The sequence below is a fragment of the Baekduia sp. genome (assembly GCF_035318805.1).
Taxonomy (GTDB): domain Bacteria; phylum Actinomycetota; class Thermoleophilia; order Solirubrobacterales; family Solirubrobacteraceae; genus Baekduia.
The window spans coordinates 1-25751 of the sequence record NZ_DATHDY010000082.1; the positions used below are offsets into that span (position 1 = coordinate 1).

A 25751-nucleotide genomic window follows, 5' to 3' on the forward strand; every position below is an offset into this window, starting at 1 on the left:
CCTCGCCAAAGCGATGGCCGACCACATCCGCTACCGCAACGGACCGCACCGCGACCAACGCCTCATCGCCGCCGAACGCAAACTCCTCATCGCCGCCTGACGGCCATTACCGGTCAAACGTTTCTGGCCGACCCACTAGCCATCTTTCGACGGCCAAGCACCTTCTGCACCGTGGGCTTGAAGACGGTTGGGACAGTTGGGACGGTTGGGACCTGTCCCTTGGGTCAGGCCGTCGGGCCGCACCCGGGAGGACCATTCTCCGAAGCAGTAGGAGTAGTCATTGGTCGGGGCAGAGATTCCCCGCTCAGATCAAACCCTCGGCGGCATCCCCAGTCGCCAGGCGAAAGGAGGTGGACAGCTCGTGTCCACACCCACTCGCGCTGCCGCGATAGCGGCCGTCATGAGCGCGCTGGCGGTCGGTGCCCCGATGGCCGCCGCGAGCGCCCAGACCTCGTCGATCGACCCGGCCTCAACCGGCTCCCGATCCTATGGTCACCCGTCGGACTACGGTGGCGGCAACCCAGGTGGCCACGGCGGCCGCGGCAACTACGGCGCCGACCTCAAGTACGGCGGCGGCGCCAACCCATACGGTGGCGGCTCCCCGCCACACCGCTGAACAACGCCATGTCGGTCGTGGCGTGCACGCAGGAGCCCGTGCCGTTCCGCGCCGCCCTGTGCCCGCCAAGCGGTCGGCGACCGACGTGGCCCGGAAGCTGCCCCGCACCGCGAAGGCGCTGATCGACGCGGAGGCGAGTACATGGTTGGGCGCCACGCGGATACTGACCGTCTCCTCACGTGGCCGCCGAGCCCGGCGACCTGCGGCCCATCCTCGAGCATGCGGGGCCGCAGGCGCCGTGACTCGCTCGCCTACACCTCGATGCGGGACCCCATGATGACCGTGCGCTCGCGTGGGAGCCCGAAGTACTCGGCGGCATCGGCGGTGATGTGCGAGATGGCGATGAAGAGCTGCTTGCGCCAGCGCGTCATGCCGGGGGCGTCCCCGCGCGTCAGATCGATCGTCGAGAGGAAGTAGGAGACCTCGTCGACGTCGAGGGGGAACTCGATGTCGGCCTGCTCGATGAGGCGAAGCAGCCCCGGGACGTCGGGGTTGTCCATGTAGCCGAAGCGTGCGCTGGCGTGGGTGATGCCGTCGTCGGTGTAGCCGAGGTCGTCGATCTCGATCCGGTCGGCCTCCGCCAGATGCGGGGCGGGCAGCGTGTCGATCGAGAGGATCAGGACGTGCTCGGGCAGCGCGTGGAGGCGGTCGACGGTGGCGCGCATCGCCAGCGGGGCGGTCTCCTTGCTGCGGTTGAGGAAGACGGCGGTTCCGGGCACGCGCTGGACTGGATGCTCGCCCTTGTGGAGGTCGTCGACGAACTGGCGCAGCGGTCCTTCCTGGCGCGCGCGGCGGCGGGTGACGAGCTGGCGTCCGCGGTACCAGGTGGTGAGGATGGTGAAGACGGTCACCGCGATCAGGAGCGGTAGCCACGCGCCGTGGACGAGCTTGGTCAGGTTTGCGGCCAGGAAGAGGCCGTCGACGGTGAGCAGCGGGACGGCGCCGAGCGCCACCAGCCACAGCGGCTTGCCCCATTGGTGGCGCACGATGTAGAAGAACAGCAACGTGGTGATGGTGATGGTCCCGGTGACCGCCATGCCGAAGGCGAAGGCCAGCGCGGCCGAGCTCTCGAAGGTGAACACGAGCGTGAGCACCGAGACCATCAACAACCAGTTGATCCACGGCACGTAGACCTGCCCGACCGTCTCCTCGGAGGTGTGGGTGATCCGCAGCCGCGGCAGGTAGCCGAGCTGGACGGCCTGGTGGGCGACGGAGAAGGCGCCGGTGATCACGGCCTGGGAGGCGATGACTGTCGCGCCGGTGGCCAGGAAGACCAGCGGCCAGCGGCCCCAGTCGGGTACCAGGAGGAAGAATGGGCTGCTGATGTTGTGGGGATCCTCGAGGATCAGCGCGCCCTGGCCCAGGTAGCTCAGGATGCAGGCCGGGAAGACCAGCAGCAGCCAGGCGCGGGTGATGGGCGCGCGGCCGAAGTGCCCCATGTCGGCATAGAGCGCCTCGGCCCCGGTGACGGCGAGCACGACGGCGGCCAGGGCGAAGAACGCGATCTTGAAGTGGTTGAAGAAGAAGTCCAGCGCGTAGGTCGGCGAAAGCGCCTTGAGGATCTCGGGGTGGTCGACGATGCCGTTGATGCCGCACGCGGCGATGGTGAGGAACCAGACGATCATCACCGGGCCGAAGAGGCGGCCGACGGCCGCCGTGCCCAGGCGCTGCAGCAGGAACAGCGCGACGATGATCGCCGCGGTGATGGGCACGACCAGGTGCTCCAGCGAGGGTGAAGCGACCTTGAGACCCTCGACCGCCGACAGCACCGAGATGGCCGGCGTGATCATGCTGTCGCCGAGGAACAAGGACGCGCCGAAGAGGCCCAGGCCGGCCAGCGCCAGCTTGGTCCGCCGCGACCCGGGCACCTCCTTGCGCCGGATCAGCGTGATCAACGCCATGATGCCGCCCTCGCCGTCGTTGTCGGTGCGCATGACGAGCAACACGTAGGTGATGGTCACGATCACCATCACCGACCAGAAGATCATCGAGATGATCCCGAACACGGTGTCGGTGCTGACTGCCACCGGGTGCGGGTCGTTCGGGTTGAAGACCGTCTGGACCGTGTAGATCGGGCTCGTGCCGATATCGCCGAAGACGACGCCGAGGGCACCGAGGACCAAGGCCCCCTTGGCGGCATCCGGCGCTGCGCGGGTTGTCGTGGTGGTCTGCTGCAAGGGGTGCGAGTCCGGCGGGGCGACCACCGTAGCCGTCTTGCCACGATCTGCACGCCCGGCGCCGTTTCCTTCACGCGGGGCAGACGGACCCTGTGGCGTGCTCGGTCCGGCCGAGCGCGGCTTCCACCGCTTGGCCCGGGTCGACCCCGACGAGGAGCAGTCGTGGCGCGTACGCCACGAGCCTGGTGGTCTTCAGCGCTCTGCCTGGTGGTTCGGGCGGGTGGCCGGCAACCGCCGCCAGGGCTGGACGCTCTACCTGGGCAAGCTGTGGGACCACACGTTACAGACCATGAACAACGGCTCGGCCTCGCCGGCTACACCGGAGGGCGCACGCTGCGCGATCCATGACGTCGACCCGGAACCGGCGACCGTCGCCGGGCGCGGGGGAGAGGGAGGCCGGGCCGATGGCTCAGGGTTCTGGATGGATGTCGTCGACCCAGTGCACCTGCTCAGGGTTGGCATCGACGTCGGGCAGGTCGAGGTTGACGACGACCGGTTTCTGACCGCTGCGCACGACCACGCAAGAGAGCGGGGCGTCCGGGCTCGCGTTGATCTCCTGGTGTGGCACGAACGGCGGCACGTAGATGAAATCGCCGGGGCCGGCCTCGGCCACGAACTCGAGCCGCTCGCCCCACCGCATCCGCGCCCGGCCGCTGACGACGTAGATGACGCTCTCCAGGGGACCGTGGTGGTGGGCACCGGTCTTCGCATCGGGGTGGATCGTCACGGTGCCGGCCCAGAGCTTCTCGGCACCGGCGCGAGCCGTGGTGATCGCCGCGGCGCGGTCCATGCCCGGTGTCTGCGGCGTGTTGACATCGAGCTCGTCGGCATGCACAACGCGAACGCCGTGCAGCCGCCAGTCAGCGTCCGCGTCGTCCGATCCGGTATCTGACCCGGCGTCCATCTGATGAGTATGCCGCCGTCCGCTTGAACGCACCGGACAAGACTCCGACTCACGCGCCAACCGCAAGGCGACCGGTCATATTGACGGAGGTGACCCGCCGCTACAGCGCCAGCTACGAGATCGACCGGCTCGCCGTCGGCGACGGCCCGCCGCTGCAGCGGCTACGGTCGCACTTCGAGGCGACGATCGAGCGTACGGTGGCCCGCGGCGTCGATCAGGCCTGCCTGCTGGGCAACTTCGCTACGTCCGCATGCGCGTGGAGGCTTGCGGCGTCTGCCACAGCGATGCGGCGACGGTCGAGGGTGTCTTCCCGATCGACTTCCCGCGCGTCCCGGGGCACGAGGTCGTCGGACGCATCGACGCCGTCGGCCAGGGCGTCACGGGCTGGACGGTCGGCCAGCGCGTCGGTGTCGGCTTCCTCGGCGGCCACTGCGGTCACTGCACGCGCTGCCGCCGCGGCGACTTCGTCAACTGCGAGCAGCAGCCCTATACGGGGATCCACACCGACGGCGGCTACGCCGAGGTGCTGATCGCCCGCGAGTCTGGCCTCGTTGCGATCCCCGACGAGCTGGATTCCCTCGAGGCGCCTCCGCTGCTGTGCGCCGGGCTGACGACGTTCAAGGCCCTGCGCGACTCCTCCGCCCGCCCCGGCGACCTCGTCGCGGTCCTGGGCGTCGGCGGCCTGGGGCACCTCGGCGTCCAGTACGCCCGCCGGATGGGCTTCCGCGTCGTGGCGATCGCCCGCGGCCCCGAGAAGGCCGCGCTGGCGCGCGAGCTCGGCGCCCACCTCTACGTCGACAGCGTGGCACAGGATGTGGCCGCAGAGCTCACAAACCTCGGCGGCGCGCGGCTTGTGCTGGCGACGGCCGCCAACTCCGCCGCGACGGCGGCCGTGATCCCGGGGCTGGCGCCGGGAGGCGAGCTCATGGTGCTCGGCATCGGCGATGAGCCCATTTCCGTCTCCAGCTCCGACCTGATCTTCGGCGAGCGCTACATCACGGGAAGCCTCACCGGCTCGACCGCGGACAACGAGGACACGCTGGCCTTCAGCGTCCTGCAGGACATCCGCGCGACCACCGAGGTGGTCGGCCTCGCAGACGCACCGGTCGCCTACGCACGGATGATGAACAACGAGGCGAGGTTCCGCATGGTCCTCGACCTGTCGCGCTGACCGCACGCCATCGCTTATCGATCAGCCGCACCCACCGTACCCTCCGACCCGATCTGTGCGACTTCCGGCTCAGGTGATGCGCGCGGCGGGGCCGCACGAGTCGTGCGTGCCGACGGGGGATGATCGTCATGGCCACAGGGGGTGGACGGGGTGGGCGGGATGGACGGTGGACTCGAGGCTGCCGAGGCGCTCGACCTCGACCCGTACGCGATCGCCCGGGCGCAGCCACGGGAACGACTCGGTCCCGTGGACGCGGGACAGTTCGAGGATGCACCCGGTCCCCACGGTGCCCGAGCCGATGACGTCGCCCGTGCGCAGCTGGGTGCCGCGCGAGGCGAAGCTGATCATCTGCTCGAACGACCAGTGCAGGTCGGCGAGGTTGCCGGTGGTGTACGTGGTGCCGTTGACCGAGGCCGTCATCGTGAGCTCGAAGCCCTTGCCCTTGCGGCGGTCTTCGAGCTCGTCGGGCGTGACGAGCCACGGCCCGAAGGACGTCGCGGTGTCCTTGCCCTTGGCCGGTCCGAGGCCCACGCGCATCTCCAGCTCCTGCAGGTCGCGCGCGCTCCAGTCGCAGAGGATCGTGTAGCCGGCGATGTGCTCCGCGGCCGCGTCGACCGGGATGTCTGCCCCCGGCCGGCCGATCACCGCAGCGACCTCGAGCTCGTAGTCGAAGGCCGCGGAGCCCGGCGCGATCTCCACCGGGTCGCGCGGCCCGCGGACCGACGCCGGATTGGTGAAGTAGAAGACCGGGATCTCGTACCAGACGGGATCCACCTCCCGCCCGATTGCGCGCATGGACGTCGCGACGTGCTCCTCGAAGCCCATGAAGTCGCGGATCGACGGCGGGGACGGCACCGGCGCGCGCAGTCTCGCGTCCGCCTGCGGGACGATCTCGACAGGATCCACGACCGAAGCGAGCCCGTCGTGCGCGAGCACGTCGATCAGCGGTGCGCGCACGCCGTGGATCGCCCCGTCGCGAAGCATCCCCGCGCGCTCGCGGCCGTCGACGGGCGAGACGTAGCTCACCCATCGCATGCGAGCACCCCGCGGCGCCGCAGCGAGTCGATCTCGGCGGCGTCGTAGCCGAGCTCGGCCAGTACCTCCTCGTTGTGCTCGCCCCGGCGCGCCGGCCACCGCTCCGGCTCGCCGTCGTCGTCGTCGCTGAAGTGCCACGGGCGTCCTGGCACCGTGATCTCGCCGCCGTTGCGGTCGGGCACGATGCGGGTCGCGACCCACCGCCGGGCCCATTCGCTTTCGGCCAGCCCGCCGACGCTGCGCATCCGGCCGGTCGCGATCTTCGCCTCGTCGAGCTGGGCGTCGAGCGAGGCCATGTCGTGAAACGTCCAGATCCACTCCTGCACGATCGCGCGCAGCGCGTCCAGGTTCTGCACCCGGGCCTCCGGCGTCGCGAATCGCGGGTCGTCGGCGAGGTCGGGGCGCCGCATCGCGGCGAGGTAGAACCGGAAGGACGTGCTGCCGACGAGGCTCATCGGGCTGACGAACGTCTCGCGGTCCGGGCCGGTGAAGAACTGGGCGTCGGTCGCGCCCAGGATGGGCGGCTCGGCCCCGAGGTCCTCGCCCGCCAGGTCGACGTGCACGCGCTCGTTGACCGAGAGCATCACGGCGGCCATCGCCACCTCGACGTACTGGCCCTCTCCGGTGCGGTCGCGGTGGTGCAGCGCCGCGAGGATCGCGATCGCGGCGTGCAGGCCGGAGTAGACGTCGGCGTGCGAGAGCGAGTCGGTGCGCAGCTGCCCGAACTGCCGCTCGGTGATCGCCGTGATCCCCGCCTCGGCCTGCACCGTCGGCGCGTAGGCCGAGCGGGCGCGCCACGGCCCGTGCTGGCCGTAGCCGGTGATCGATGCGTAGACCACCCGCGGGTTGCGCTCCGCGACGCTGTGGTAGTCGAGCCCGAACGCCGCGAGCGTGCCCGGGCGGAAGCTCTCGAGGATCACGTCCGCCCGGTCGCACAGGCGCAGGGCGACCTCGAGCGCGCCGGGCACGTTGAGGTCGATCGACACGTTGCGCTTCCCGGCGTTCTGTTGCGCGTAGTAGCCCGAGATCTCGCCCCTGCGGGGGAACGCCTGGCGCGAGAGGTCGCCGGTCGGCGGCTCGAGCTTGATCACCTCGGCGCCGAGGTCGAGCAGCGTCTGCCCGCAGTGCGGCCCGGCCAGCACGCGGGAGAAGTCGAGGACGCGCGTGCCGGCGAGCGGGCGGGACATCGTCAGCGTCCCGCGAACCGGGCCATGCCCGGGCCGTTGGTCTGGAACGACTCCACTGCAGAGCGGAAGTCGTCTGAGCGGAAGATCGGCTTCTGCAGCTCGGCCATCGCCTCGTCGGCCGCCTGCACGCCGCGGCTGACCGCGACCGCCACGAGCGCCTTGGTGGCGGCGTGGGCGATCGTCGGGCCGCCCGCGAGCTCGCGCGCGATGGTCATCGCGGCGGGGTCGAGGTGCTCGTCCTCGACGACGCGGTTGATCACGTTCCAGCGCTCCAGCGTGCGCGCGTCGTGACGGCGCGCGAGCATCGCCATCTCCTTGGCGCGCGCCGCGCCGGCGCGCTGCGCGACGCGCTGGATCGCGCCCATGAGCGGATGCAGTCCGACGGTCGCCTCGACCGAGCCGAGCTTCGCCGACTCGGCGGCGACGACCAGGTCGCAGGCGAGCGCGAGCTCGAGGCCGCCGCCGACGCAGACCCCGTGCACGGCGGCGACGATCGGGACCGGCAGCTCCTCGAACGTGCGCAGGACCTCCAGCATGGGCCAGTCGATGACCCCGTCGCCGCGCTCGGCGTCGTCCAGCATGGGGTCGAGGTCGGCGCCGGCGGAGAAGTGGCGCAGCGCGCTTCGGAGCACGATCGCACGGGCGCCCTCGGCGGCAGCCCACCGGAGCCCGTCGATGACGAGCTTCGACAGCTCGGGGTCCAGCAGGTTGTATGGGGGATACCGCATGGTCAGGATCGCGACGGCGCCGTCGAGTCGGCGTTCCACCTTCGCCCCAACCTGGCTTGCAAGTTGCACGTCAGTCATGCGACAAAGGCTTCCCCGTAGACTTGTGAGACCCAAGTCGACTTTGGGATGGAGTGAGGTGTTCGAATGTCCGGTTCGACCGCACCGTCAGACGTGCCATGCCCGATGGGCCGCGCCATCGACGTCCTCGGCGACCGCTGGACGCTGCTGATCCTGCGCAACGCAACCATGGGCGTCACACGCTTCGAAGGCTTCCGCGCCGAGCTGGGGATCGCCGACAACATCCTCTCCAACCGGCTCTCGCGCCTCGTCGACGCCGGCGTGCTCGTCCGCGTTCCGTACCGCGACCGGCGGCGCACACGTCACGAATACCGCCTCACGACCGCCGGCGCCGACGTGCTCGGCGTGCTGCACGCCCTCGCCGACTGGGGCCAGGACCACACCGAGACCAGCCCGCCCGCCGCGCCGATGCGGATCATCCACCACGCGTGCGGCAGCGAGCTCGCTCCCGGCGGCCGCTGCGCCGCCTGCGAACGCGCCGTCGAGCGCGACGAGGTCGCCTGGGTACGCCCCTGGCGCTCCCCCGACCCCATGCCGCTGGCCGAGCCAGCGTGACCACCCCGGTGGTGGGAGGCAGTTTCATCGAGGCGCCTCTACCTGATCGACATCTTCCAGTGCAACGACGCCTGACGGGTCGCCACGACCGATCGGTCCAAAACGCGGCTAGACTGCCTTCCATGGGACGGCCGCGGGAGTTCGACGAGACGCAGGTCTTGCGAGAAGCCCGGTCGCAGTTCAGGCACAAGGGCTATGCCGGGACCTCGGTGGCCGATCTGACCGAAGCGACCAGGCTTGGCAAGGGAAGCCTTTACGGAGCGTTCGGCGACAAGCGCCAGTTGTTCCTCCGCGTGCTCGACGACTACTCCGCCGGCAGCGTCGTGGCCGTCCGGGACGCGCTGAGCGGCGACGGCCCCGCCATCGATCGCCTTCGAAGCTATCTGCTGGCGATCGCCGACGGCTCGGCTCGCGACGGGGACGGCTGCCTGTTGGCCAACAGCACCGCGGAGCTGGCCGGTCAGGACGAGGAGGTCGCCGCTCGGGTCAGCGCGACGTTCCGCGCGCTGGGAGCGCTCATCGAGGCGGCCGTGCGCGAGGCGCAAGCGGAGGGCGACATCGATCCCGACGCCGACGCCCGGGCGGTCGGCGGCATGCTGCTCGCCGTCGCGCGAGGAATGGAAGCGCTGGGCACGGGGGGCGCCAGTCGGCGGTCGCTCCGGCGGACCGCCGAGCAGACATTGGCCGTGCTCGCGTCGCGCGAGCGCTAGGGGTGCCACGGCGATGTCGCGTCGCCGGGGCATGTCCGGCCCTCAGATCTGCGCTTGGCCGCCATCGACGAAGAACTCGCTGCCGTTCACGAAGCTCGATGCGTTCGAGGCGAGGAACGCCGCCGCCCTGGCGATCTCGTCGGGCTCGCCGATCCGGCCGAGGGGGACCGTCCCCGCCAAGCCGTCCAGCAGCGCTTGCTGGTGCTCGGGCGGCGCCATGCCGAGCAGCCCGGGCGTCCTCGTGGGCCCGGGGGTCAGGACGTTGACGCGGATGTCGCGTCCCTGGAGCTCGACGATCCAGCTGCGCGCGAAGTTCCGCACCGCCGCCTTGCTCGCCGCGTAGATGCTCGCGTTCGGCAGACCCTTCGTCGCGGTCGTCGAACCGGTCAGGATGACCGACGCGCCCTTGGCCAGCAGCGGCAGCGCCTTCTGGACGGTGAAGAGCACGCCCTTGACGTTCGTCGCGAACGTCTCCTCGTACTGCTCCTCGGTGATGGCATCGATCGCCGCCCGCCCGGAGCCGCCGCCGGCGTTGGCCACCAGCACGTCGATCTCGCCGCGCTGGGACTGTACGGCCGCGTAGAGCGCGTCGAGATCCGCGAGTCGCGACGAGTCGGCGCGAATGCCGACGACGCCGTCGCCGGCTGACGCGACGGCCGCGTCGAGCTCCGCCTGCCGGCGGCCGGTGATGAAGACGTGGGCGCCCTCGGCGGCGAAGCGCGTGGCGATGGCGTGGCCGATGCCGGTGGAGCCGCCGGTGACGACGGCCACCTTGTCCTTCAGTGCGTTGGTCATGTCGAGTCCAGATCAAGTAGGGCAGCCGTTATTGACCGCTAGGTCCAAATGTAGCTCGTTATGGACGGGGCGGTCAATAAGCGCCGCCGCGGCTGAAGTGGTGCGGCGCGGACGTCGTCGAACCCGGCACCGACGGCGATCGTCAGCCGCTGCACCTCGTGGGGGTGGGTCTCGACGGTCATTGAGGGGGAGTCTCCTTGCATGCGCGTGCGGCGCCCCAGAGCGCGCCGGGGTTGACGCGGTCGGGGTGGAGGGCGAGCATCTGGTCGTAGAGCTCGCGCGCGGTGTCGGTGGTCGCGGCGATGCGGTCGAAGTCGCGGATGTACTGGCGGGTCTCGTCGATGATGCGAGGATCGTCGTCGCGATCGGCGCGCTTGTGCCCGGCGATCACCGCCTGTGGGTGGAGCGATTCGATCGTGTCCAGCGCGGCGATCCACTCCTGCCGGCCGCGGGGGCCGGACTCGGCGAGGTAGAGGTGAACGTCGTTATAGGCGGCGTCTCCGGCGACGACGAGGCCGATCGCCGGTACGTGCAGGCAGGTCGTCTCGTCCGTGTCGGTGTGCCCGAGTCCCACGGCGACGAGGTCGTGGCCCTCGAGCTCGATCGTGTTGTCGGGAAGCGGGTCGGCGAGAGCGAGCTCGTCCGGGATCTGCCCGGGGAAGCGCGACTTCCAGAAGGAGGCGAGGAACGCCGGCGCCGATCCTCGGCGCATCTGCTCGACGACGGCGGGAACGGCGAACGCTCGCGCATCCGCAAAGCGATCGAGAATCGTGCCCAGCCCGAACCAGTGATCGCCGTGGCCGTGCGTGATGTAGATCGCTGTCAGGTGCTTACCATGGGCTGCAACCCAGTCGGCGAGGTCGCGTGCCTGGCCGGCGGTCAGTAGCGCGTCGACGAGGACCGCGTCCTGCTGCCCGGCTATGAGCGTTGCCGATATCGGCGACCACCACCGCTGTTCAGCGCCTGGAGGCAGGTCGTTGCTGACGGTCGGCACCTGTGGCGCGACGTAGACATCGAACGTGAGTGGGGCGGGTTGGTCTGCCATTGAAAGTCCCTTTCAGACGCGCTGCAGCCGCGTGCCGGTGCCGGCACTCGTCACCACCCTGCGAACCGCTCGGGGTGCGCGACGCTCATCGGCCATGGAAGTCGAAGGCGGGTCGCGGCCTGCCGGCCTCGAAGGCCTCGACCGCCTCGGGCAGCGTGGCCTTGACGTCGTCGCTCTCGAACAGCGGCAGCGCGACGTCGAACATCGCCTGGTCCGCCGCCGCGACGCCGCCCACCGCCCAGGCGCGCAAGAGCGCCTTGTGCGCAGCGTAGGCGCGGGTGGGACCCTTCGCGACGCGTCGGGCGAAGGCTGTCGCCTCTTCGAGGAGCGCCTCGCCGGCGACCACGCGGTTGACCACGCCGGCGGCCGCCATCACCGCCGCCGGAACCTGCTCGGAGGTCAGCGCCCACTCGGAGGCGCGTGAGCGCCCGGCGCGCTCGGCGACGCGGTAGATGCCGCCGAGCAGGGTGACGATCCCGAGCGTCTGCTCGGGGTGGCCGAAGCGCGCCGACTCGGCGGCGAAGATGACGTCGGCGCGCAGCACGAGCTCGAACCCGCCGCCGAAGCACAGGCCGTGCACGGCGGCGATCACCGGCAGCGGCAGTCGCTCGAAGCGGTTGAACACGGACATGTGGCGCTCGAACAGCGCGCGCAGCTCGCGCGCGTCCAGGTCCGGCCAGGTCACGATGTCGCCGCCGAGGCTGAAGTCGGGGCCGTCGGCGCCCAGCAGCACGACGCGCGCGTCGCTGCGCCCGACCGCGTCGAGTGCCTCGGCGAGCTCGCCGGTCATCTGCTCGTCGATGCGATTCTGCGGCGGGTGGTTCAGCGTCAGCGTGGCGACGCGATCCTCGATGAGACAGGTGAGATGTGGCATGACGGACCTCTCGGGTGTCAGGGATCTGTGGCGCGGTCAGCAGAGGTGCTCGCGGAACCACGCGAGCGCGGCGCCGCTGGACTTCGGGAAGCCGGAGAGGTAAGGGTCGAAGTGACCGCCCGGAATCAGCGCGAGTCGCTTCGGCTCGAGCGCGCGTTCATACGCGGCGAGTGCCAGACCGGTGACGGTGATCGTGTCGTGCAACGCCACCACCATCAGCAGCGGCGTCGGCGAGACGCGGCCGATCCAGGCGCCGGGCTCGTACATCCGCGCCGCGCGCGTGGAGCGGACCGTGATCGTGTTCTCCCAAACGCCCGCTGGAACCGGCTGGTGATAGAAGGCGATCGCGTCCGGCGCGCGGTAGGCCGCCGCGATGGCCGGGTCCGCACTCACGACGGCCTGGTACTCCGGGGGCTCGCCGCGTGCCTGCGCGCGCTCGTCCTCGGCGAACGTCTCCTCGAGCGCGTCGACGGCGTCGGGCGGGATCCGGCGCAACCCCTGCTCGTAGCCGCTGATCGTCGGGACCTGGGCCACCACGCACCGCAGCCGCCGGTCGGTCGCGCCGAGCACCATCGCGTGCCCGCCGGCGTAGCTGGTGCCCCACACCCCAATCCGCCGACCATCGACCTCCGGTCGGCTCTCCAGAAGCGAGATCGCGCGCCGCCAATCGGCGATCTGCCGCCACGGATCGACATCACGGCCCGGCTCGCCGTCACTGGCCCCGAAGCCGCGGTGATCATGCACCAGCACGACGAAGCCGCCCTCCGCAAACACCCGTGCGAACCGCTCGAGGCCGTGCTCCTTGACCCCGGCGTATCCGTGGGCCATCGTGATCGCCGGATGCGGTCCGGGGCTGTCTGGCGACAGCAGCCACCCGCGCAGCGTCACTTCGCCTTCGGCGTCGAACTCGACATCCTCGCGCTCGGTCATGTCGGGCTCCTCGCGGTCGTGTCGTCGTCGCCGTCGTAGAAGTGGCCGGGATCGACCACGCCGGTCAGACGCTTGCGCAGCTCGGCCGAGAATCGCAGCGCAGCGTCGAGCGGACGATGGTGGATCGCTGCGTTGACGACCTGGCCGCGGTCGTCTTTGGTCAAGATGGTCACGCCTTTGAGGTCAAGTCCTCCACACGCGGTGGCTTCCCATTCCAGGTAGGTCCGCGGGCCGCTGCTCGCCTCGTGAGTGAACTGCAGCGACTCGTAGATCCCGCTGGCCGTTCCCATGACATGCATGACCTGCTCGCGGCCCTCGATCGGGCGCCTGAGGTTGGCCGCCTCCAGGACGACATCGTCTGCGAACGCCGCGCCGAACCGCTCTGCTGACTTGCTCGCGAACGCGTCCGTCCAACCCTGCGCACGAACTCCCGCCGCCGTGATGCCTGCCCCATCGGAGACGTTCTGCGCCAGGCGCCGCAACGCGATATCGGTGCGCGGAGCGTGTTCGGAAGCCGCCATCTCAGGTTGTCCTCGTCTGCGACGTATCGGGGGTCAGCGGTCGTACGGCGGCCGATCCCGACCATGGTTCGTATCGAGGGCCATTGCTTCGCGGACGGAGCAGGACCTTCCCGTTTCTCCCCACCGACTCTGCCTCCACGACGGCGATCCGGATCTCGTCGAGCGAGTATGTGTGCCCGGGAGAGGTCACGAGAACGTCATCGCGCACAAGAGCCTCGATGTCATGGACCAACTGGACGGCGGCCGGCGCGCCCGGTGCGTAGAAGCCACTCTCGTCGAGCCTGGGAAGCCAGTAGCCGAGCCAGAACACCTCGACGGTGCGCCGACCGGACAGAATGTCGCGCGGATCTTCGCCCACGCGAAGCGGCTCACCGGTGAGCGAGCCGTAGACGAGCATTCGGCCCTCCTCGTGCAGCGCCTTGAACATCTCGGTTCCCGTCTGCCCGACGACCGGATCGATCGCGTACTTGACACCCTGTGGACCGACGATCTTGTGGACCTGTTCGTCGATCGGCCCGGCGCTCGAGACGATGACAGCGTCGGCGCCGAGGGCCTTCAGCTCAGCAACCGATTCGTGCCGGCGCACGACATTCAGCGTGCGGATGCCATCGCGCTTCGCCAGCCTGATGATCATGCGCCCCAGCTCGGAGCCGGCCGCCGATTGCAGCAGCCATTCCCCTCGCGGCACGGCCAGAACATGGCGGACCATGAGGATCGCTGAGGCCGGGTTGATCACGAAGCTCGCCACCTGCTCATCCGGGATTCCGTCGGGCGCCGGCAGCGCGGAGCCGGCCGGCAACACCGCGTACTCCGCCCAGTTGCCGCCTTCGCGGTTCACAGCCGCGACGCGCTGTCCCACGACAACGCCATCCGCCTCCGGCCCCAGGGCATCGACGATGCCCACGCCTTCGAATCCGACGGGAGCCGGAAAGCGCGGTTCGACGCCCGAATAGCGTCCCCGCACAAACAGCAGGTCAGACGGATTGACCGGACTGGCCAGGATCCGGACCCGCACCTCCCCCTTGCCCGGCTCCGGGACCGGCCGGTCGGCCACGGCGAGAACCTCGGCGGGCTCACCGTATGCACCCAATTGGATCGCTTTCATCGTGGCGTCTCCGTGCTCCTAGCGCGACAACAATGCGTATCCGGTGCTCGTGTGGGAGCGAGTCGGGCACGACTGACTCGCGCGCTCCACTCCCTGGAGCCGCCCTGCCCTGGAGGGGTTTCGGCGGGACGGACGGTGGACCCTCATGGCCGGCCCAAACTGGCTTGCAGTGTGCATGTCAGTCATGCGAGGAACGTAGTCGTTCGGCCAGAAGGATCGGGTGTCCCGCGGGCGGGTCGCGGCCGTCCCTTCGGCGGGTCTGTGCCGCACTCGGACGGGTACCTCGTCCTGGTCGAACTCGCAGCAGAAGATATTGGTCAAGGTCGCTACCCAACGTCCGGTGGCATGTGAGTCGCGTCGAGCGCCGCCATGTAGCCATGTCCGCACGGGCGCCATCGGGTTGCGCCCGGTTTGAGTTCCACCGGCAGGCCAGCCACGATGGCGTGATGCTCGCCATGCGGCTCGCCGAGCAGCGATCCTGCCGCCGCCACGGTGGCCGACGCGCACTGGCACTGGCCCTGGGTCTGGTCGCCGCGCTCGGCGTCGCGTGCGGCGGTGACAGCATGGCCGCCCGTGAGCAGGGTTCGACGACGCCGATCCTGCGCCCAGGGCACGTGGCCAAGACGTCGCATGTCGTCGTGATCGTCATGGAGAACAAGGAGCAGCAGCAGGTCATCGGCGCGGCGGAGGCCCCATACCTCACGCGCCTGGCACGGCGACAGGGCTTCGCGGCGAACAGCTTCGGCATCGGGCACCCGTCGCTTCCCAACTACATCGCCTTGATCAGCGGGTCGACGCAGGGCATCACCGACGACTGCACCGACTGCGCGGCCAACGCGCCGAACATCGCCGGCCAGCTCCAGCAGGCCGGCCTGACCTGGCGCGCCTATCTGCAGGGGCTCCCGGCACCGTGCGCGCGCCCGGCGTACGCCGGGCGCTACGCCAAGAGGCACGACCCCTTCGCCTATGACGACGGCATCGCCGCCGACCCGAAGCGCTGTGCCAACCGCGTCCCGCTGACCCGGCTGGCCGGCGACGTCCGTCACAACCGTCTTGCCGACTTCGTCTTCATCGCGCCAGACCTGTGCAACGACACGCATGACTGCCCGGTCAGCACCGGCGACGGCTTCCTCCGCCGCATCGTGCCGGGTCTGTTGCCCGCGCTCGGCCCGCACGGCTTCCTCGTCATCACCTACGACGAGGGCAACACGGACGACGGCTGCTGTAGGGGATCGCATGGTGGCCGCATCGCAACCGTCGTCGCTGGGCGCGACGTGCGCCCGGCTGCGCGAATGACCCGCGCGGTCGACCACTACGGCGTGCTGGCGTCGATCGAGACGACCTTCGGGCTCGCGCGCTTGGGCGAGGCGCGGAGTCCCAGCCACGGCAGCCTGGCGCCGCTGTTTCGCAACGGTCTTCCCCGCCTGCGGTCGGGCAGCGCGTCCTCCGCCACAGTGACGCCGGCCCGGAGCGCGCGCGCCCGGGCGACGCCGATCCGCCACCTCTGGGTCGTCATGATGGAGAACACGGACTGGCCGGAGATCAAGGGCTCGTCCTCGGCCCCGTACATCAACGACACGCTGCTGGCGAGGTACGCGCACGCGGAGAACTACCGGGCGCACATGCACAACAGCCTTCCGAACTACTTCCTGCTCGAGGCCGGCGACCCGATGGGTCAGCAGGGCCGGTCGCCGACGCCGAGCGAGTTGCGGCTCAGCACCACCGATCACCTGGCCACCTACCTCACACGCGCGAAGGTGTCGTGGAAGAGCTACCGCGAAGACCTTCCGGGCAACGGGACGATCTGCCCGCTGGCCGACCCGGGCGCGCCGTACTCGGCCGATCACAACGCGCCGGTCTACTTCGATGACTTCACCGGGCCCACCTGCATCGCGCACGAACGACCACTCACGGAGCTCACGACCGATCTCGGGCGCGATCGGGTGCCGCGGTACTCGTTCATCGTCCCCAACGACTACCACCAGGGCGAGAAGCCGATCCCCGGGGGCAGCTCGGACCTGATCGGCAACGCCGACAGCTTCCTGCAGAGCCTCATCCCCAAGATCCAGGCCACCGCGGCGTATCGTCGCGACGGGGCGATCCTGGTGCTCTGGGACGAGGGCGCGGCATGCTGCGACAACCCGAGCGGGCTGATCGCCATCAGCCGGTTCGCCAAGCAGGGGTACGCGGATCAGACGGCCTACTCGCATCCGTCGACCCTGCGGACGATCCAGGACATCTACGGCCTGCGACCGTATCTCCGGCAGGCGGCGCACGCGCCCAACCTGCAAGCGCTCTTCACGGTCTCGGTGAAGCGCCGCCGGCCCTGACGCCGGCGCAGCCGGCGGAGATCGCTACTTCGCCCGCTCGCGGACGATGATCCACAGGCTGCGCGCCAGCGTCAGGAGGCGCGACGCGTGCCCTCGACGAGTACGCCGCCGCGGGCGCCTGGGGGTCACGAACTCGGGCGTGGCGAGTTGGGGATCGGTCGGCGGCTCACGAGGAGACGGCGGAGTCATGACGGCGGGCTCAAGGAAGCGCGTGGGGTCGTCCACGTTGGTGCCCGGCTTCTCGACGGCGGGCGTGGTGTCAGGGTGACGTGGTGTCACGGGACTCGAGCAGTGAGCGGAGGGACAGTTCGTCCTCGGCCAAAGGTCGCACCTCTGACGCTTCCAGGTGTTACCCCGGCGTGATCTTCGGTAGAACGCCCGGCGCCGGCGGGCGGCTCGCTCGCAGACGTGCGAGCGAGCCGGCCAGCACGCCGTATCAGGTGCGCTTCACGCGCTCGCAGTCGGAGGCGACGTGGTCGCCGCGATCGGCGCGAACCGTGTCGCGTCCGCTGCCACATGAGATCCGGTCGACGCTTCCGCCTCGCGCGTCGATGCCGTCGTTGCCCGCCCCACCCACGATCCGGTTGCGCCCGGAGCCGCCCACGAGACGGTCGCCGCCCGCGCGACCGAGCAGCGTGTCGTCGCCCGATCCGCCGTTCATGACGTCGCGTCCGGCACCGCCGTTCAGCCCGTCGGTGCCCGGCCCGCCGTTCATGCGATCGCCGCCCGAGCCGCCGGACATCGTGTCGTTGCCGGCGCTGCCGTTGATGGTGTCCTGGCCGGCATCTCCCGCGAGTCCGTCGTCGCCCTCGTTGCCATCGAGGCGATCGTCGCCCGCCTCGCCCTTGAGGAAGTCATTGCCCGCGCCGCCCCGCACGACGTCGTTGCCACCGCCGCCGTAGAGGCAGTCGTTGCCGCCAGAGCCGGTCATGCGGTCCTTGCCGCCCATGCCCAGCAGCAGGTCGCTGCCCGCGGTCCCGGTCAGCAGATCGGCACCCTTCGTGCCGCGCTTGGGCACCGCGCACGCGCCGGGCTCGAGGATCGGCACGACCGTGTCCGGGGGCGAGGACGGCGACGGAGCCGTCGACGGCGGAGCACCGGGCGCGGGAGTCGTACCGGGTGGGGTGGTCGTGGCGGGCGGCGTGTCGACCATGCCGCTGCCGCGGTCGACGTGCTCACAGTCGGAGGCGATCAGATCGGTGGTGTCGCCGAGGACCGTGTCGTCGCCGCCGCCACAGGTCACGCGGTCGGTGAACATCCCGCGGGTGACGATGCGGTCGTTGCCGCTGCCGCCGGTCAGGGTGTCAACGCCATCACCCCCGTAGATCTCGGAGGGCAGGCTCGTCTGGTTCTCGACGGTGTCGTCCATGTCGTCAGCGCTGAGGAGGAGCGCCGTGGGCGTGCCCTGGCAGCGGATGCCGGTCATCGAGCCTGCCACGCGATTGCACCCGGCGCCGGGTGTCGGGGCCGCACCCCCCGCATCGTTGACCGTCGTGCCGGTGCCGTCGGCCGTCACCGTGACGGCGTTCGCCTCGCCGGGCGCCGCGAAGACCCGCAGGGTCGTCGCCTGCGCGCCCGCGCCGAAGCTGACCGTCGCCGCGTGCGCCGCCGCAACGGACCCCAGGCTCCCGGCCATGGTCGCCGCGAAGGCGATGGCTCGCAGTCGAGAGCCGCTGATCAAACCGCATCCGTGCGCCGACCCTGAGGACACTGTGTCTCCTTTGATGTTGACCGCGCCGAACGACCCGCGCCAGTCTGGACAGTGGAGTCGTTCCCTGGACCGCACCATTAGACCAGCGTCAGGACGCACCGTTGTGCCAGCGCTCGCACACGGACACCAGGCTGACAACGGTTCCCGTCCGGATCCAGGGTCCGGCCAGATGGGTCCCCAGGGCCAGGGGCCCGGGCCGCGACCTTCCCGGAGACGCCGGCAGAACTTTCGGTCGCCCACCGTGAACGCCGGACCCGCCCGCACGTTCTCTGACCATGCAGGTCATGGAGCGACCGACCTCATCGGCCAGGGTCTGATGTCCCCTGAGGTGAGCGTCATCATCCCGACGCTCAACGAGGAGCAGAACATCGCCTGGGTGCTCGATCGACTGCCGCCAGACGTCGATGAGGTCGTCATCGTCGATGGGCGGTCGACGGACAGCACCATCGAGACGGCGCTCGCGGTCCGTCCCGACGCGCGAGTGGTCCTCGAGCCCCGCCCGGGCAAGGGCGCGGCGCTGCGGGCCGGCTTCGACGCCGCGCGCGGGGACTACGTCGTGATGCTCGACGCCGACGGCAGCATGAATCCCGGCGAGATCACCCGGTTCGTGGATGCCCTCCGCGACGGTGGCGAGCTGGCCAAGGGCTCGCGCTTCATGCCCGAAGGCGGCACGAGCGACATGACCCTCGTCCGCAGGGCCGGCAACGCCGCCCTGCGCGGGTTCGTCAACGTCCTGTACCGATGCCGGTTCACCGACCTCTGCTACGGCTTCTGCGGCTTCCGCCGGGCGGCCCTGGCCGAGCTCGAGCTCAGCTCCGACGGTTTTGAGATCGAGACCGAGATCGTCGTTCGAGCGGTCAAGGCGCATCTGCGGATCACCGAGGTGCCGAGCTTCGAATCGCCCCGGCGCCACGGGGACTCGAACCTGAACGCGTGGCGCGACGGCCGCCGGGTCCTGCGCACGCTGCTGCACGAACGCGTCGGCGACGCGGTCGCTGCCGCGCCCCCGGCCGGCATGGAGAACGCCGCGCAGGCGACGTGGTCCGCGGTGCCGAACGACGCGCTGGCCGCGAGAACGGGCGACCAGGCTCGGACCTGAGCCCGGAGCTCCCATGCGACATCGCGAGAGCGTCTCGGTCGTCATCTGCGCCTACACGACGGATCGCTGGGCGGATCTCCTCGGAGCGGTGCGCTCTGTGCAGGAGCAGAGCGCACCGGCGCTCGAGACCATCGTGGTCGTCGATCACGAACCTGACCTGCTCGGCCGGGTGCGACGGGAGCTTCCAGGCGTCGTCGCCATCCCCAACGACCAGCGGCGCGGCCTCTCGGGGGCCCGCAACTGCGCCGTCCGGAGAGCCGGCGGCTCGATCATCGCGTTCCTCGACGACGACGCGCGGGCCGATGCGGACTGGCTGGCGCAGCTCATGCGCGCCTACGCGGACTCCGACGCCCTCGGGGTCGGAGGGACCATCGAGGCCGACTGGCTTCAGGGGCGCCCGGGATGGTTTCCGGCCGAGTTCGACTGGGTCGTCGGCTGCTCGTATCGTGGGCTTCCCGAGACCACGACGAACGTGCGCAACCTCATCGGCGCCAACATGTCGTTGCGGCGGGAGGTCTTCGAGCTCGTCGGCGGGTTCAGCACGGACGTCGGCCGGGTGGGCACCGTGCCGGTCGGCTGCGAGGAGACGGATCTCTGCATTCGCCTGCGTCAGCGGCGGCCCGAGGCCACGACGCTCCTGGAGCAGCGTGCGCGTGTTCGGCACCGCGTGCCGGCTGGGCGCTCGCGGTGGCGCTACTTCCTTCGGCGCTGTTTCGCGGAGGGGCGGTCGAAGGCCATCCTGGCGCAGCAGCTCGGCGCAGATGACGCGCTGTCGGCCGAGCGCTCCTACGTCGCGCGCACCCTTCCGAGAGGCGTCGTGCGGGGCGTGGCCGATGCCGTGCTGCGGCGAGACCCTGCGGGTGCTCAGCGAGCGCTGGCCATCCTCGCCGGGCTCGTCATGACCGCCGCGGGGTACATCACGGGACGCGTCCGGGCGCCGCCCGGCGGTCGGCTCGCTCCCGCGCGTGAACCGGACGGGCGCCCGCGCAGGCGTGCGCGTGTCTCCTAACATGCCCGTCCTGGCATCTGCGGCGCACCGACGGTCCGAAGTCGGCCGTGCTCCCCGGACACGGCAGGATCTTCCGCGCGCCGCTGCTCATCTCCCGCTGCTGTCGGCCGCGCTCGCCTTCGCCGTCGGAGCCCGCATCCTGGTCGGCGCCTTCGGTCCCGACGTCCTGGCCGCCGACCGGCCGCTGCTGTTCTGGTTCGGGCTCGTCTGCTGCGTCGCGGCGGTCGGAACGCACGGGCTGCGACGCGGCACGCGCGCGTGGGAGCGGGTCGGCGGACTCGCGGCGCTCGGGGCGGTCATGTACCTCCCGTACTACCTCCGCAGCCCGGCCAACGCGCTGTTCAGCGACGACCTGTACCACCGTCAGGTCGTGCAGCAGATCGACGAGCTCGGGACGACGAACGTCCACCCGACGCTGTACCCGATCCCGGGGGAGTTTCCGGGACTCGAGCAGGCGACGCTCGCGCTGCACGGCATGACGGGCCTCGGGCTGGGCACGCTCGAACGGCTCGTGCCGCTGGCCGCGCACACCTCGATGCCCGTGGTGGCCTATGTGCTGGCCCGGGGCGTGGGGCTACCGTCGCGGACGGCCTTCCTGGCGGCGCTGATCTTCGTGGGCAACAAGGCCTTCTTCTTCTTTCACTCGGCGTTCGCCTACGAGACGCTCGGGATCCTGCTGGTGATGACGACGCTCGCGCTGATCGCGCACGCCGCACGCGATGGATCTCCGGTGCGGCGCTACGCCGTCCCGGTCCTCGTCGCGCTGTCGGCCACCGTCATCACGCACCACGTCAGCTCGTATCTCCTGATCGCGTTCCTGACCTTGATCGCCGGCTTCGCGGTCGTGACGCGCTCGCAGCATCGCCGGATCGCCGTCGCGCTGCCCGCCATCGCCGTGGGGCTGGCGGCCGCGTGGCTGCTGCTGCGCGCCACGGCGGCGAGCACGTATCTCTCCAACGGGATCCATGCGCGGCTCACCACGATTGTCAACGCCATCACGAACGAGGGCTCGGGCACGCGCAAGCTCTTCGCTCAATCAACCCTCCCGACCTCTGAGCGTCTGCTGGGCTACGTCGCGACCTTGACGGTCCTCGTGCTCTGCGTGCTGGGCGCCTACGCCGTCTTCCGTCTGCGTCGCCGTCGCCCCTTCGGGCCGCTGACCTACGCCTTCCTCGTGTTCGGGCCGCTGCTCTGGATCGTGAGCGCGCCCGCGATCGTGACGCCCGGGGCCGAGCTGGCCTATCGCTCCTGGCCGTTCCTGTTCCTCGGCGTGAGCATGTTCGGCGCGATCGCGCTGCGCCGGGTCGAGCAACGAATGCGGCACGGCGCCCCGGTCCTCGCTCACGGCGTCATGATCGGGGTCGTGACGCTCGTCATCGCCGGCGGTGTCGTCATCGGCGACAACGACGCCGGCCGCTTCCCGCGCCCGGCTCAGACCGCCGCGGGGCCGGAGGACGTCACCGGCGATTCGATCGCCGCCGCGCAGTGGTTCGAACGACGGGCGGGTCGCTACAACCGGTTCGTCGCCGACAACGGCAGCCAGCTGGTCTTTGCGACGTTCGGCTTCCAGGAGGCGCTCGCGTACGGCAACTGGCTGCCCTTCGTCGCGCCCTCGACGCCGAAGATCCCCGGCCGGCTTGACGACCTCGGCGTCAAGTACGTCGTGATCGACCGCCGCGTCACCGTGCTGCCGCCGCGCTATGGGTACTACTTCGGGCAGGAGGAGCTGTACTCCGCCGGCCTCGCGTTCTCCGGCCGTGCCTTCCCCCGCAGGCTGATCGACCGATTCGACGACGTGCCGACGCTCGACCGCATCTATGACAACGGCAACATCGTCATCTACGGCCCGACGAAGGCGGGCATCTGATGGCGCCCGGGGTCTCCGTCGCCGTGCTCGGGCCCGACGGCGCCGGGAAGACCACGCTCGTCTCCGCCCTGCCGGGCGCCCTGGGCGGTGACGCGCTGGTGGTCTACATGGGCGTCAACCGCGACAGCCGGACGCACGCGCTGCCCACGATGCGCTGGGCGCAGCGCTGGGTCACGCCCGCCGCGGCCGTCGCGCCGACCACGCCGGCGCCGGGCGCGCCCGCCGGCGCGCAGCCGCGCCCGCCGGCCCGGCTGCGTCGCATCGTCACGCGGGTCCATCTCCTGCTCGATCAGGCCTATCGCGTGGGCGTCGGCATGCGCGCTCGGCGACGAGGCCGGACCGTCATCTTCGATCGCTATCTCTACGACGCCGAGGTCGACGCGGTCGTCGACGGCCGCGACCGCCGCGAGCAGCAGATCCTGCGCTGGATCCGCCGGCGGTTTCCGGCCCCGGATCTCGTGGTGGTGCTCGACGCTCCCGGCCATGTGCTGCTGGCCCGCAAGGGCGAGCACGACGTCGAGCGGCTCGACCGCCTGCGCCGTGCCTACGCCGACATCGCCGCAGACGTCCCGGCCTTCGCGGTGATCGACGTTCGCCAGGACGCCGCGGCGGTGCTGTCGGACGCCGTCGCCGCGATCGAGGTCCGCCGCGGTGACCATCGCTAGCCCCCCGCAGACCCAGGTCGAGTCCCAGGGCCTCGGTCAGCACTTCCGCGGCTCGAACCTGGTGCTCGCCGCCAGTGCGATCGGCGCCGCCCTCGAGCTCGGCTCGCAGGTCATGGCGGTGCGATACCTAAGCACCTACGCCTTCGGCGCGTTCGCGTTCGCCCTCGCGGTCGCGCTCTTCCTGCAGGGCGTGGCGCAGTTCGGGATGCCGCTGGCGGTATCGCGCTTCGCGCCGATGCTCCGCGAGGCCGACGACGAGGGCGGCGTCGTGGGCGTCGTCGCGATCGCGATCGGCGTGGCGCTCGGCCTGGGCGCGGTCCTCGCCGTCGGGGTGACGGCGTTCGCCCTGCTGGCGCCGGCCAGCCTCCTGAGCCCTGCTTCGGCGGACGCGCTGAGGATCCTGGCGCTGATGGTCCCCCTCGAGGCGGTCATCGCGGTGGCGACCAGCGTCTTCGCCGTGTTCGGCCGCACCCGGGCGATCATCGTCCGCGGCTCGCTGCTCACCCCGGGGCTGAAGTGCGCGGCGACCGCCGCGGTGGTCCTCGCGGGCGGCGGCGTGACCGCGCTGGCCGCCGCCTACGTCGTCTCGTCGGCGATCGGCGCCGTGGTGGCGTGCTGGCTCGTGCTGGGCATCCTCACCGACAGCGGCCTGGTGGCCCGGCTGCGCGGTCCGCGGCAGTGGCCCACCCGCGACGTCGTGCCGTTCGCGGCCGTGGCGCTCAGCACGACGCTCGTGTGGAGCGTCCTGGAGATGTCCGACGCGATCCTCCTGGGCTTCCTGCGGGGGCCCGACGACGTCGCCGAGCTGCGCGCGATCACGCCCCTGATGCGCGGGCACACGCTGATCTCCGCAGCGTTCATCGTGTTCTTCACCCCGCTGGCCGCGACCTACCTCGCCCGGGCGGACGCCCGTGGAATGCAGGAGCTGTACGTCAGGACCTCGGCGTGGCTGGCGACGCTGGCGTTTCCCCTGCTGCTCATGACCTCGGCGTTCGCCGGCGTTCTCGTCGACGCGCTCTACGGGGCACGGTACGCGGGCTCGAGCACCGTCCTGCTGATCCTCTCGATCGGGTACTTCGCGCAGACCGCGAGCGGCTTCAACGGCCAGACGCTCAAGATCCACGGCCTCCTGCGCTTCACCGTGGCCGTGGACGCCTGCGCGATGATCGTCAACCTCGGCGTCAACGTGCTGTTGATCCCGAAGTACGGGGCGCTCGGCGCGGCCATCGGAACGACGTCGACCCTGCTCGCCCACAACACGCTCAAGCAGATCGGGATGCGCCGCTTCACCGGAGTCCACTTGGCCGACCGCGGGTTCCTGCGCCTGCTCGGCGTGGGAGCGGCGCTGCTCGGTGGCGTGATCGTGCTCGGTCAGCTCGCCGCTCCCACGCTGCCCGTCGCGCTCGTGACGACCGCGGTGGCCACGGCGGTGCTCGTCCGGACGGCCGGCGGCATCCTGCAGATCCCGGAGTACTTCCCGGCCAGTCGCCGTGTGCCGGTGCTCCGCTGGCTCGTGGCCGACCGCGGTCGTGGTTCGTGAGCACCACGGTGCGTCACGCCGTCCCGGGAGTGGGGACGGTCGCGCTGGTTGATGCCCCGGATCACCACGTTCGCGCGGTGCGCGCGGCGCTCGGGCCGCCGGCCGCGGCACGCGGCGAGCGCGACGACCTGACGGTCCGGTTCGTCGATCGCCTGCCGGCCGGCCCGGGCCTCACGCGTCTCGGCGAGTCTGCCGCCTACGACGACGAGCGCTTCTACCTGGTGGGCGACGGCGGCGCGCTGGCCGCCGTCGACCTCGCCCGCGCCGGCGAGCCCTTGGAGATCGTGTGCGAGCGGCGGCTGCGGCGCGTCCCGCTGCTGCTGTCGCTGCTCGCCGTGCGCCTCGCCGCCACCGACCGCGTGCTGCTGCACGCCGCCTCCTTCCGGTACCGGGGCCGCGGCGTCCTGGTGGCCGGCTGGCAGGGCGGGGGCAAGAGCGAGACGCTGCTGCCGTTCATGGCGCACGGGGCCGAGCACCTCGCCGACGAATGGACGGCGGTCGAGCCCGACGGCACCATGGTCGGGGTGCGCAGCGACGTCCAGGTCTGGGACTGGCAGCTGCGCCAGCTTCCGGCCCTGCGCGCGCACCTGCCGCTGCGTGCTCGCGCACCGATGCGCATCGCCTCGATGGCGCTGGACGCCGCGGCCGGCCGGCATCCGGGTCGGCTGGGGCGCGTCGTGAGCCTGCTGCGCCCCGGCCTCGAGCACCACGCTCGGCGCAGCGTCGCCCCCGATGTGCTGTTCGGCGACCGGGCGGGCCGGGGCGCGACCGCCATCGACGTCGCCCTGCTGGCGGTCGTCGCCGACCGGCCGCAGACGACGGTCCGTCCGGTCGCCGCAGCGGACATCGCGGCGCGCATGCCGGGCTCACTGGTCCACGAGCGTCGCGAGCTCCTCGATGCCTACGCCATGTACCGCTTCGCCTTCCCGGACCGCAGCAGCGCGATCCTCGAAGCGGGCTTCGAGCCGGAGCGCCGGGTCCTCGCGGCCGCGCTGTCGCACGCCGAGACCTACGCCGTCGAGCATCCGACGCCGTTGGCGCTCGAAGAGCTCTTCACCGCCGCCGCACCGGTCTGCGCGCCTCGGCGCAGCGGCTGACC

General features: G+C 70.8%; 23 protein-coding genes. 11 read left to right on the plus strand and 12 right to left on the minus strand.

Features of this window, described 5'->3' with window-relative positions:
- The first annotated feature begins 361 nt into the window (after nt 1-361).
- Nucleotides 362-616, plus strand: coding sequence for a hypothetical protein (locus tag VK501_RS18475; protein ID WP_324339942.1), 255 nt, complete (start codon nt 362-364; stop codon nt 614-616).
- Between the two features lie 251 nt (nt 617-867).
- On the opposite strand, the gene VK501_RS18480 is transcribed toward VK501_RS18475, so the two are convergent.
- Together VK501_RS18480 and VK501_RS18485 are read right to left on the minus strand one after the other, a co-directional pair.
- The gene (locus VK501_RS18480; protein WP_414641192.1) at nt 868-2793 is read right to left on the minus strand and encodes a potassium transporter Kup; all 1926 of its coding nucleotides are present in this window, start codon (nt 2791-2793) and stop codon (nt 868-870) included.
- A gap of 409 nt (nt 2794-3202) precedes the next feature.
- Nucleotides 3203-3697, minus strand: coding sequence for a cupin domain-containing protein (locus VK501_RS18485; RefSeq protein ID WP_324339946.1), 495 nt, complete (start codon nt 3695-3697; stop codon nt 3203-3205).
- A 250-nt stretch (nt 3698-3947) separates the two neighbouring features.
- Between VK501_RS18485 and VK501_RS18490 the strand changes: the two genes are divergently transcribed.
- Nucleotides 3948-4868, plus strand: a complete 921-nt coding sequence (locus VK501_RS18490) for a zinc-binding dehydrogenase (protein ID WP_324339947.1) — start codon at nt 3948-3950, stop codon at nt 4866-4868.
- Nucleotides 4869-4994: 126 nt separating this feature from the next.
- On the opposite strand, the gene VK501_RS18495 is transcribed toward VK501_RS18490, so the two are convergent.
- The 3 genes from VK501_RS18495 to VK501_RS18505 are packed head-to-tail and all read right to left on the minus strand — an operon-like array spanning nt 4995 to nt 7857.
- Nucleotides 4995-5903: a fumarylacetoacetate hydrolase family protein gene (locus VK501_RS18495; RefSeq protein WP_349261033.1), complete on the minus strand. Its 909-nt coding sequence runs from the start codon at nt 5901-5903 to the stop codon at nt 4995-4997.
- On the minus strand, nt 5891-7090 hold the full coding sequence (locus VK501_RS18500) for a CaiB/BaiF CoA-transferase family protein (protein WP_324339950.1): 1200 nt from the start codon (nt 7088-7090) through the stop codon (nt 5891-5893). Before VK501_RS18500 ends, VK501_RS18495 begins: the two co-directional genes overlap by 13 nt.
- A 2-nt stretch (nt 7091-7092) precedes the next feature.
- Entirely contained in the window at nt 7093-7857 is a 765-nt protein-coding gene (locus tag VK501_RS18505; protein ID WP_324339952.1) for an enoyl-CoA hydratase/isomerase family protein, read from the minus strand.
- Between the two features lie 144 nt (nt 7858-8001).
- Between VK501_RS18505 and VK501_RS18510 the strand changes: the two genes are divergently transcribed.
- Both VK501_RS18510 and VK501_RS18515 read left to right on the plus strand, forming a co-directional pair.
- The gene (locus VK501_RS18510; RefSeq protein ID WP_324339954.1) at nt 8002-8451 is read left to right on the plus strand and encodes a helix-turn-helix domain-containing protein; all 450 of its coding nucleotides are present in this window, start codon (nt 8002-8004) and stop codon (nt 8449-8451) included.
- Nucleotides 8448-9161 (plus strand): TetR/AcrR family transcriptional regulator, encoded by a 714-nt coding sequence (locus tag VK501_RS18515; protein WP_324339955.1) that lies wholly within the window; start codon nt 8448-8450, stop codon nt 9159-9161. Before VK501_RS18510 ends, VK501_RS18515 begins: the two co-directional genes overlap by 4 nt.
- A gap of 42 nt (nt 9162-9203) precedes the next feature.
- Here VK501_RS18515 and VK501_RS18520 read toward each other — a convergent pair whose 3' ends face one another.
- The 6 genes from VK501_RS18520 to VK501_RS18545 form a co-directional block, all read right to left on the minus strand.
- The gene (locus tag VK501_RS18520; protein ID WP_324339957.1) at nt 9204-9956 is read right to left on the minus strand and encodes an SDR family oxidoreductase; all 753 of its coding nucleotides are present in this window, start codon (nt 9954-9956) and stop codon (nt 9204-9206) included.
- A gap of 178 nt (nt 9957-10134) precedes the next feature.
- Complete coding sequence (locus VK501_RS18525; RefSeq protein ID WP_324339959.1) at nt 10135-11001, minus strand: MBL fold metallo-hydrolase; 867 nt, start codon at nt 10999-11001, stop codon at nt 10135-10137.
- Nucleotides 11002-11086: 85 nt separating this feature from the next.
- On the minus strand, nt 11087-11875 hold the full coding sequence (locus tag VK501_RS18530) for an enoyl-CoA hydratase/isomerase family protein (RefSeq protein WP_324339961.1): 789 nt from the start codon (nt 11873-11875) through the stop codon (nt 11087-11089).
- A gap of 36 nt (nt 11876-11911) precedes the next feature.
- Nucleotides 11912-12805, minus strand: a complete 894-nt coding sequence (locus VK501_RS18535; protein ID WP_324339963.1) for an alpha/beta hydrolase — start codon at nt 12803-12805, stop codon at nt 11912-11914.
- Nucleotides 12802-13326 (minus strand): nuclear transport factor 2 family protein, encoded by a 525-nt coding sequence (locus tag VK501_RS18540; protein ID WP_324339965.1) that lies wholly within the window; start codon nt 13324-13326, stop codon nt 12802-12804. The genes VK501_RS18535 and VK501_RS18540 overlap by 4 nt, the downstream gene beginning before the upstream one ends.
- 1 nt (nt 13327) lies before the next feature.
- The gene (locus tag VK501_RS18545; protein ID WP_324339967.1) at nt 13328-14431 is read right to left on the minus strand and encodes a zinc-dependent alcohol dehydrogenase family protein; all 1104 of its coding nucleotides are present in this window, start codon (nt 14429-14431) and stop codon (nt 13328-13330) included.
- A gap of 446 nt (nt 14432-14877) precedes the next feature.
- On the opposite strand from VK501_RS18545, the gene VK501_RS18550 reads away from it, so the two are divergent.
- Nucleotides 14878-16761, plus strand: a complete 1884-nt coding sequence (locus VK501_RS18550; RefSeq protein ID WP_324339969.1) for an alkaline phosphatase family protein — start codon at nt 14878-14880, stop codon at nt 16759-16761.
- 436 nt (nt 16762-17197) lie between these two features.
- Here VK501_RS18550 and VK501_RS18555 read toward each other — a convergent pair whose 3' ends face one another.
- Nucleotides 17198-18397, minus strand: a complete 1200-nt coding sequence (locus VK501_RS18555; RefSeq protein ID WP_324339971.1) for a calcium-binding protein — start codon at nt 18395-18397, stop codon at nt 17198-17200.
- Between VK501_RS18555 and VK501_RS18560 the strand changes: the two genes are divergently transcribed.
- From VK501_RS18560 to VK501_RS18585, 6 genes are read left to right on the plus strand one after another with little or no spacing between them, the layout of a single operon-like run.
- Nucleotides 18396-19571, plus strand: a complete 1176-nt coding sequence (locus VK501_RS18560) for a glycosyltransferase family 2 protein (protein WP_324339972.1) — start codon at nt 18396-18398, stop codon at nt 19569-19571. The two genes, VK501_RS18555 and VK501_RS18560, sit on opposite strands and share 2 nt — an antisense overlap.
- A gap of 13 nt (nt 19572-19584) precedes the next feature.
- Entirely contained in the window at nt 19585-20580 is a 996-nt protein-coding gene (locus VK501_RS18565; protein WP_324339973.1) for a glycosyltransferase family 2 protein, read from the plus strand.
- A 1-nt stretch (nt 20581) separates the two neighbouring features.
- Nucleotides 20582-22447 carry a hypothetical protein gene (locus VK501_RS18570; protein ID WP_324339975.1) on the plus strand — a complete coding sequence of 622 codons (1866 nt, stop codon included), beginning with the start codon at nt 20582-20584 and terminating at the stop codon, nt 22445-22447.
- Nucleotides 22447-23112 carry a hypothetical protein gene (locus VK501_RS18575; protein ID WP_324339976.1) on the plus strand — a complete coding sequence of 222 codons (666 nt, stop codon included), beginning with the start codon at nt 22447-22449 and terminating at the stop codon, nt 23110-23112. The genes VK501_RS18570 and VK501_RS18575 overlap by 1 nt, the downstream gene beginning before the upstream one ends.
- Nucleotides 23099-24652: an oligosaccharide flippase family protein gene (locus tag VK501_RS18580; RefSeq protein WP_324339978.1), complete on the plus strand. Its 1554-nt coding sequence runs from the start codon at nt 23099-23101 to the stop codon at nt 24650-24652. The genes VK501_RS18575 and VK501_RS18580 overlap by 14 nt, the downstream gene beginning before the upstream one ends.
- Nucleotides 24649-25749 (plus strand): hypothetical protein, encoded by a 1101-nt coding sequence (locus tag VK501_RS18585; RefSeq protein WP_324339980.1) that lies wholly within the window; start codon nt 24649-24651, stop codon nt 25747-25749. The genes VK501_RS18580 and VK501_RS18585 overlap by 4 nt, the downstream gene beginning before the upstream one ends.
- The last annotated feature ends 2 nt before the right edge of the window (nt 25750-25751 follow it).

What these genes read in the sequence shown, in the direction of transcription:
- VK501_RS18485 (WP_324339946.1), bottom strand. Translation starts at nt 3,697, where the DNA reads ATGGACGCCGGGTCAGATACCGGATCGGACGACGCGGACGCTGACTGG.
- VK501_RS18490 (WP_324339947.1), top strand. Translation starts at nt 3,948, where the DNA reads ATGCGCGTGGAGGCTTGCGGCGTCTGCCACAGCGATGCGGCGACGGTC.
- VK501_RS18495 (WP_349261033.1), bottom strand. Translation starts at nt 5,903, where the DNA reads ATGCGATGGGTGAGCTACGTCTCGCCCGTCGACGGCCGCGAGCGCGCG.
- VK501_RS18500 (WP_324339950.1), bottom strand. Translation starts at nt 7,090, where the DNA reads ATGTCCCGCCCGCTCGCCGGCACGCGCGTCCTCGACTTCTCCCGCGTG.
- VK501_RS18510 (WP_324339954.1), top strand. Translation starts at nt 8,002, where the DNA reads ATGGGCCGCGCCATCGACGTCCTCGGCGACCGCTGGACGCTGCTGATC.
- VK501_RS18520 (WP_324339957.1), bottom strand. Translation starts at nt 9,956, where the DNA reads ATGACCAACGCACTGAAGGACAAGGTGGCCGTCGTCACCGGCGGCTCC.
- VK501_RS18525 (WP_324339959.1), bottom strand. Translation starts at nt 11,001, where the DNA reads ATGGCAGACCAACCCGCCCCACTCACGTTCGATGTCTACGTCGCGCCA.
- VK501_RS18530 (WP_324339961.1), bottom strand. Translation starts at nt 11,875, where the DNA reads ATGCCACATCTCACCTGTCTCATCGAGGATCGCGTCGCCACGCTGACG.
- VK501_RS18535 (WP_324339963.1), bottom strand. Translation starts at nt 12,805, where the DNA reads ATGACCGAGCGCGAGGATGTCGAGTTCGACGCCGAAGGCGAAGTGACG.
- VK501_RS18540 (WP_324339965.1), bottom strand. Translation starts at nt 13,326, where the DNA reads ATGGCGGCTTCCGAACACGCTCCGCGCACCGATATCGCGTTGCGGCGC.
- VK501_RS18545 (WP_324339967.1), bottom strand. Translation starts at nt 14,431, where the DNA reads ATGAAAGCGATCCAATTGGGTGCATACGGTGAGCCCGCCGAGGTTCTC.
- VK501_RS18550 (WP_324339969.1), top strand. Translation starts at nt 14,878, where the DNA reads ATGCTCGCCATGCGGCTCGCCGAGCAGCGATCCTGCCGCCGCCACGGT.
- VK501_RS18560 (WP_324339972.1), top strand. Translation starts at nt 18,396, where the DNA reads ATGGTCGCCGCGAAGGCGATGGCTCGCAGTCGAGAGCCGCTGATCAAA.
- VK501_RS18555 (WP_324339971.1), bottom strand. Translation starts at nt 18,397, where the DNA reads ATGGCCGGGAGCCTGGGGTCCGTTGCGGCGGCGCACGCGGCGACGGTC.
- VK501_RS18565 (WP_324339973.1), top strand. Translation starts at nt 19,585, where the DNA reads ATGCGACATCGCGAGAGCGTCTCGGTCGTCATCTGCGCCTACACGACG.
- VK501_RS18570 (WP_324339975.1), top strand. Translation starts at nt 20,582, where the DNA reads ATGCCCGTCCTGGCATCTGCGGCGCACCGACGGTCCGAAGTCGGCCGT.
- VK501_RS18575 (WP_324339976.1), top strand. Translation starts at nt 22,447, where the DNA reads ATGGCGCCCGGGGTCTCCGTCGCCGTGCTCGGGCCCGACGGCGCCGGG.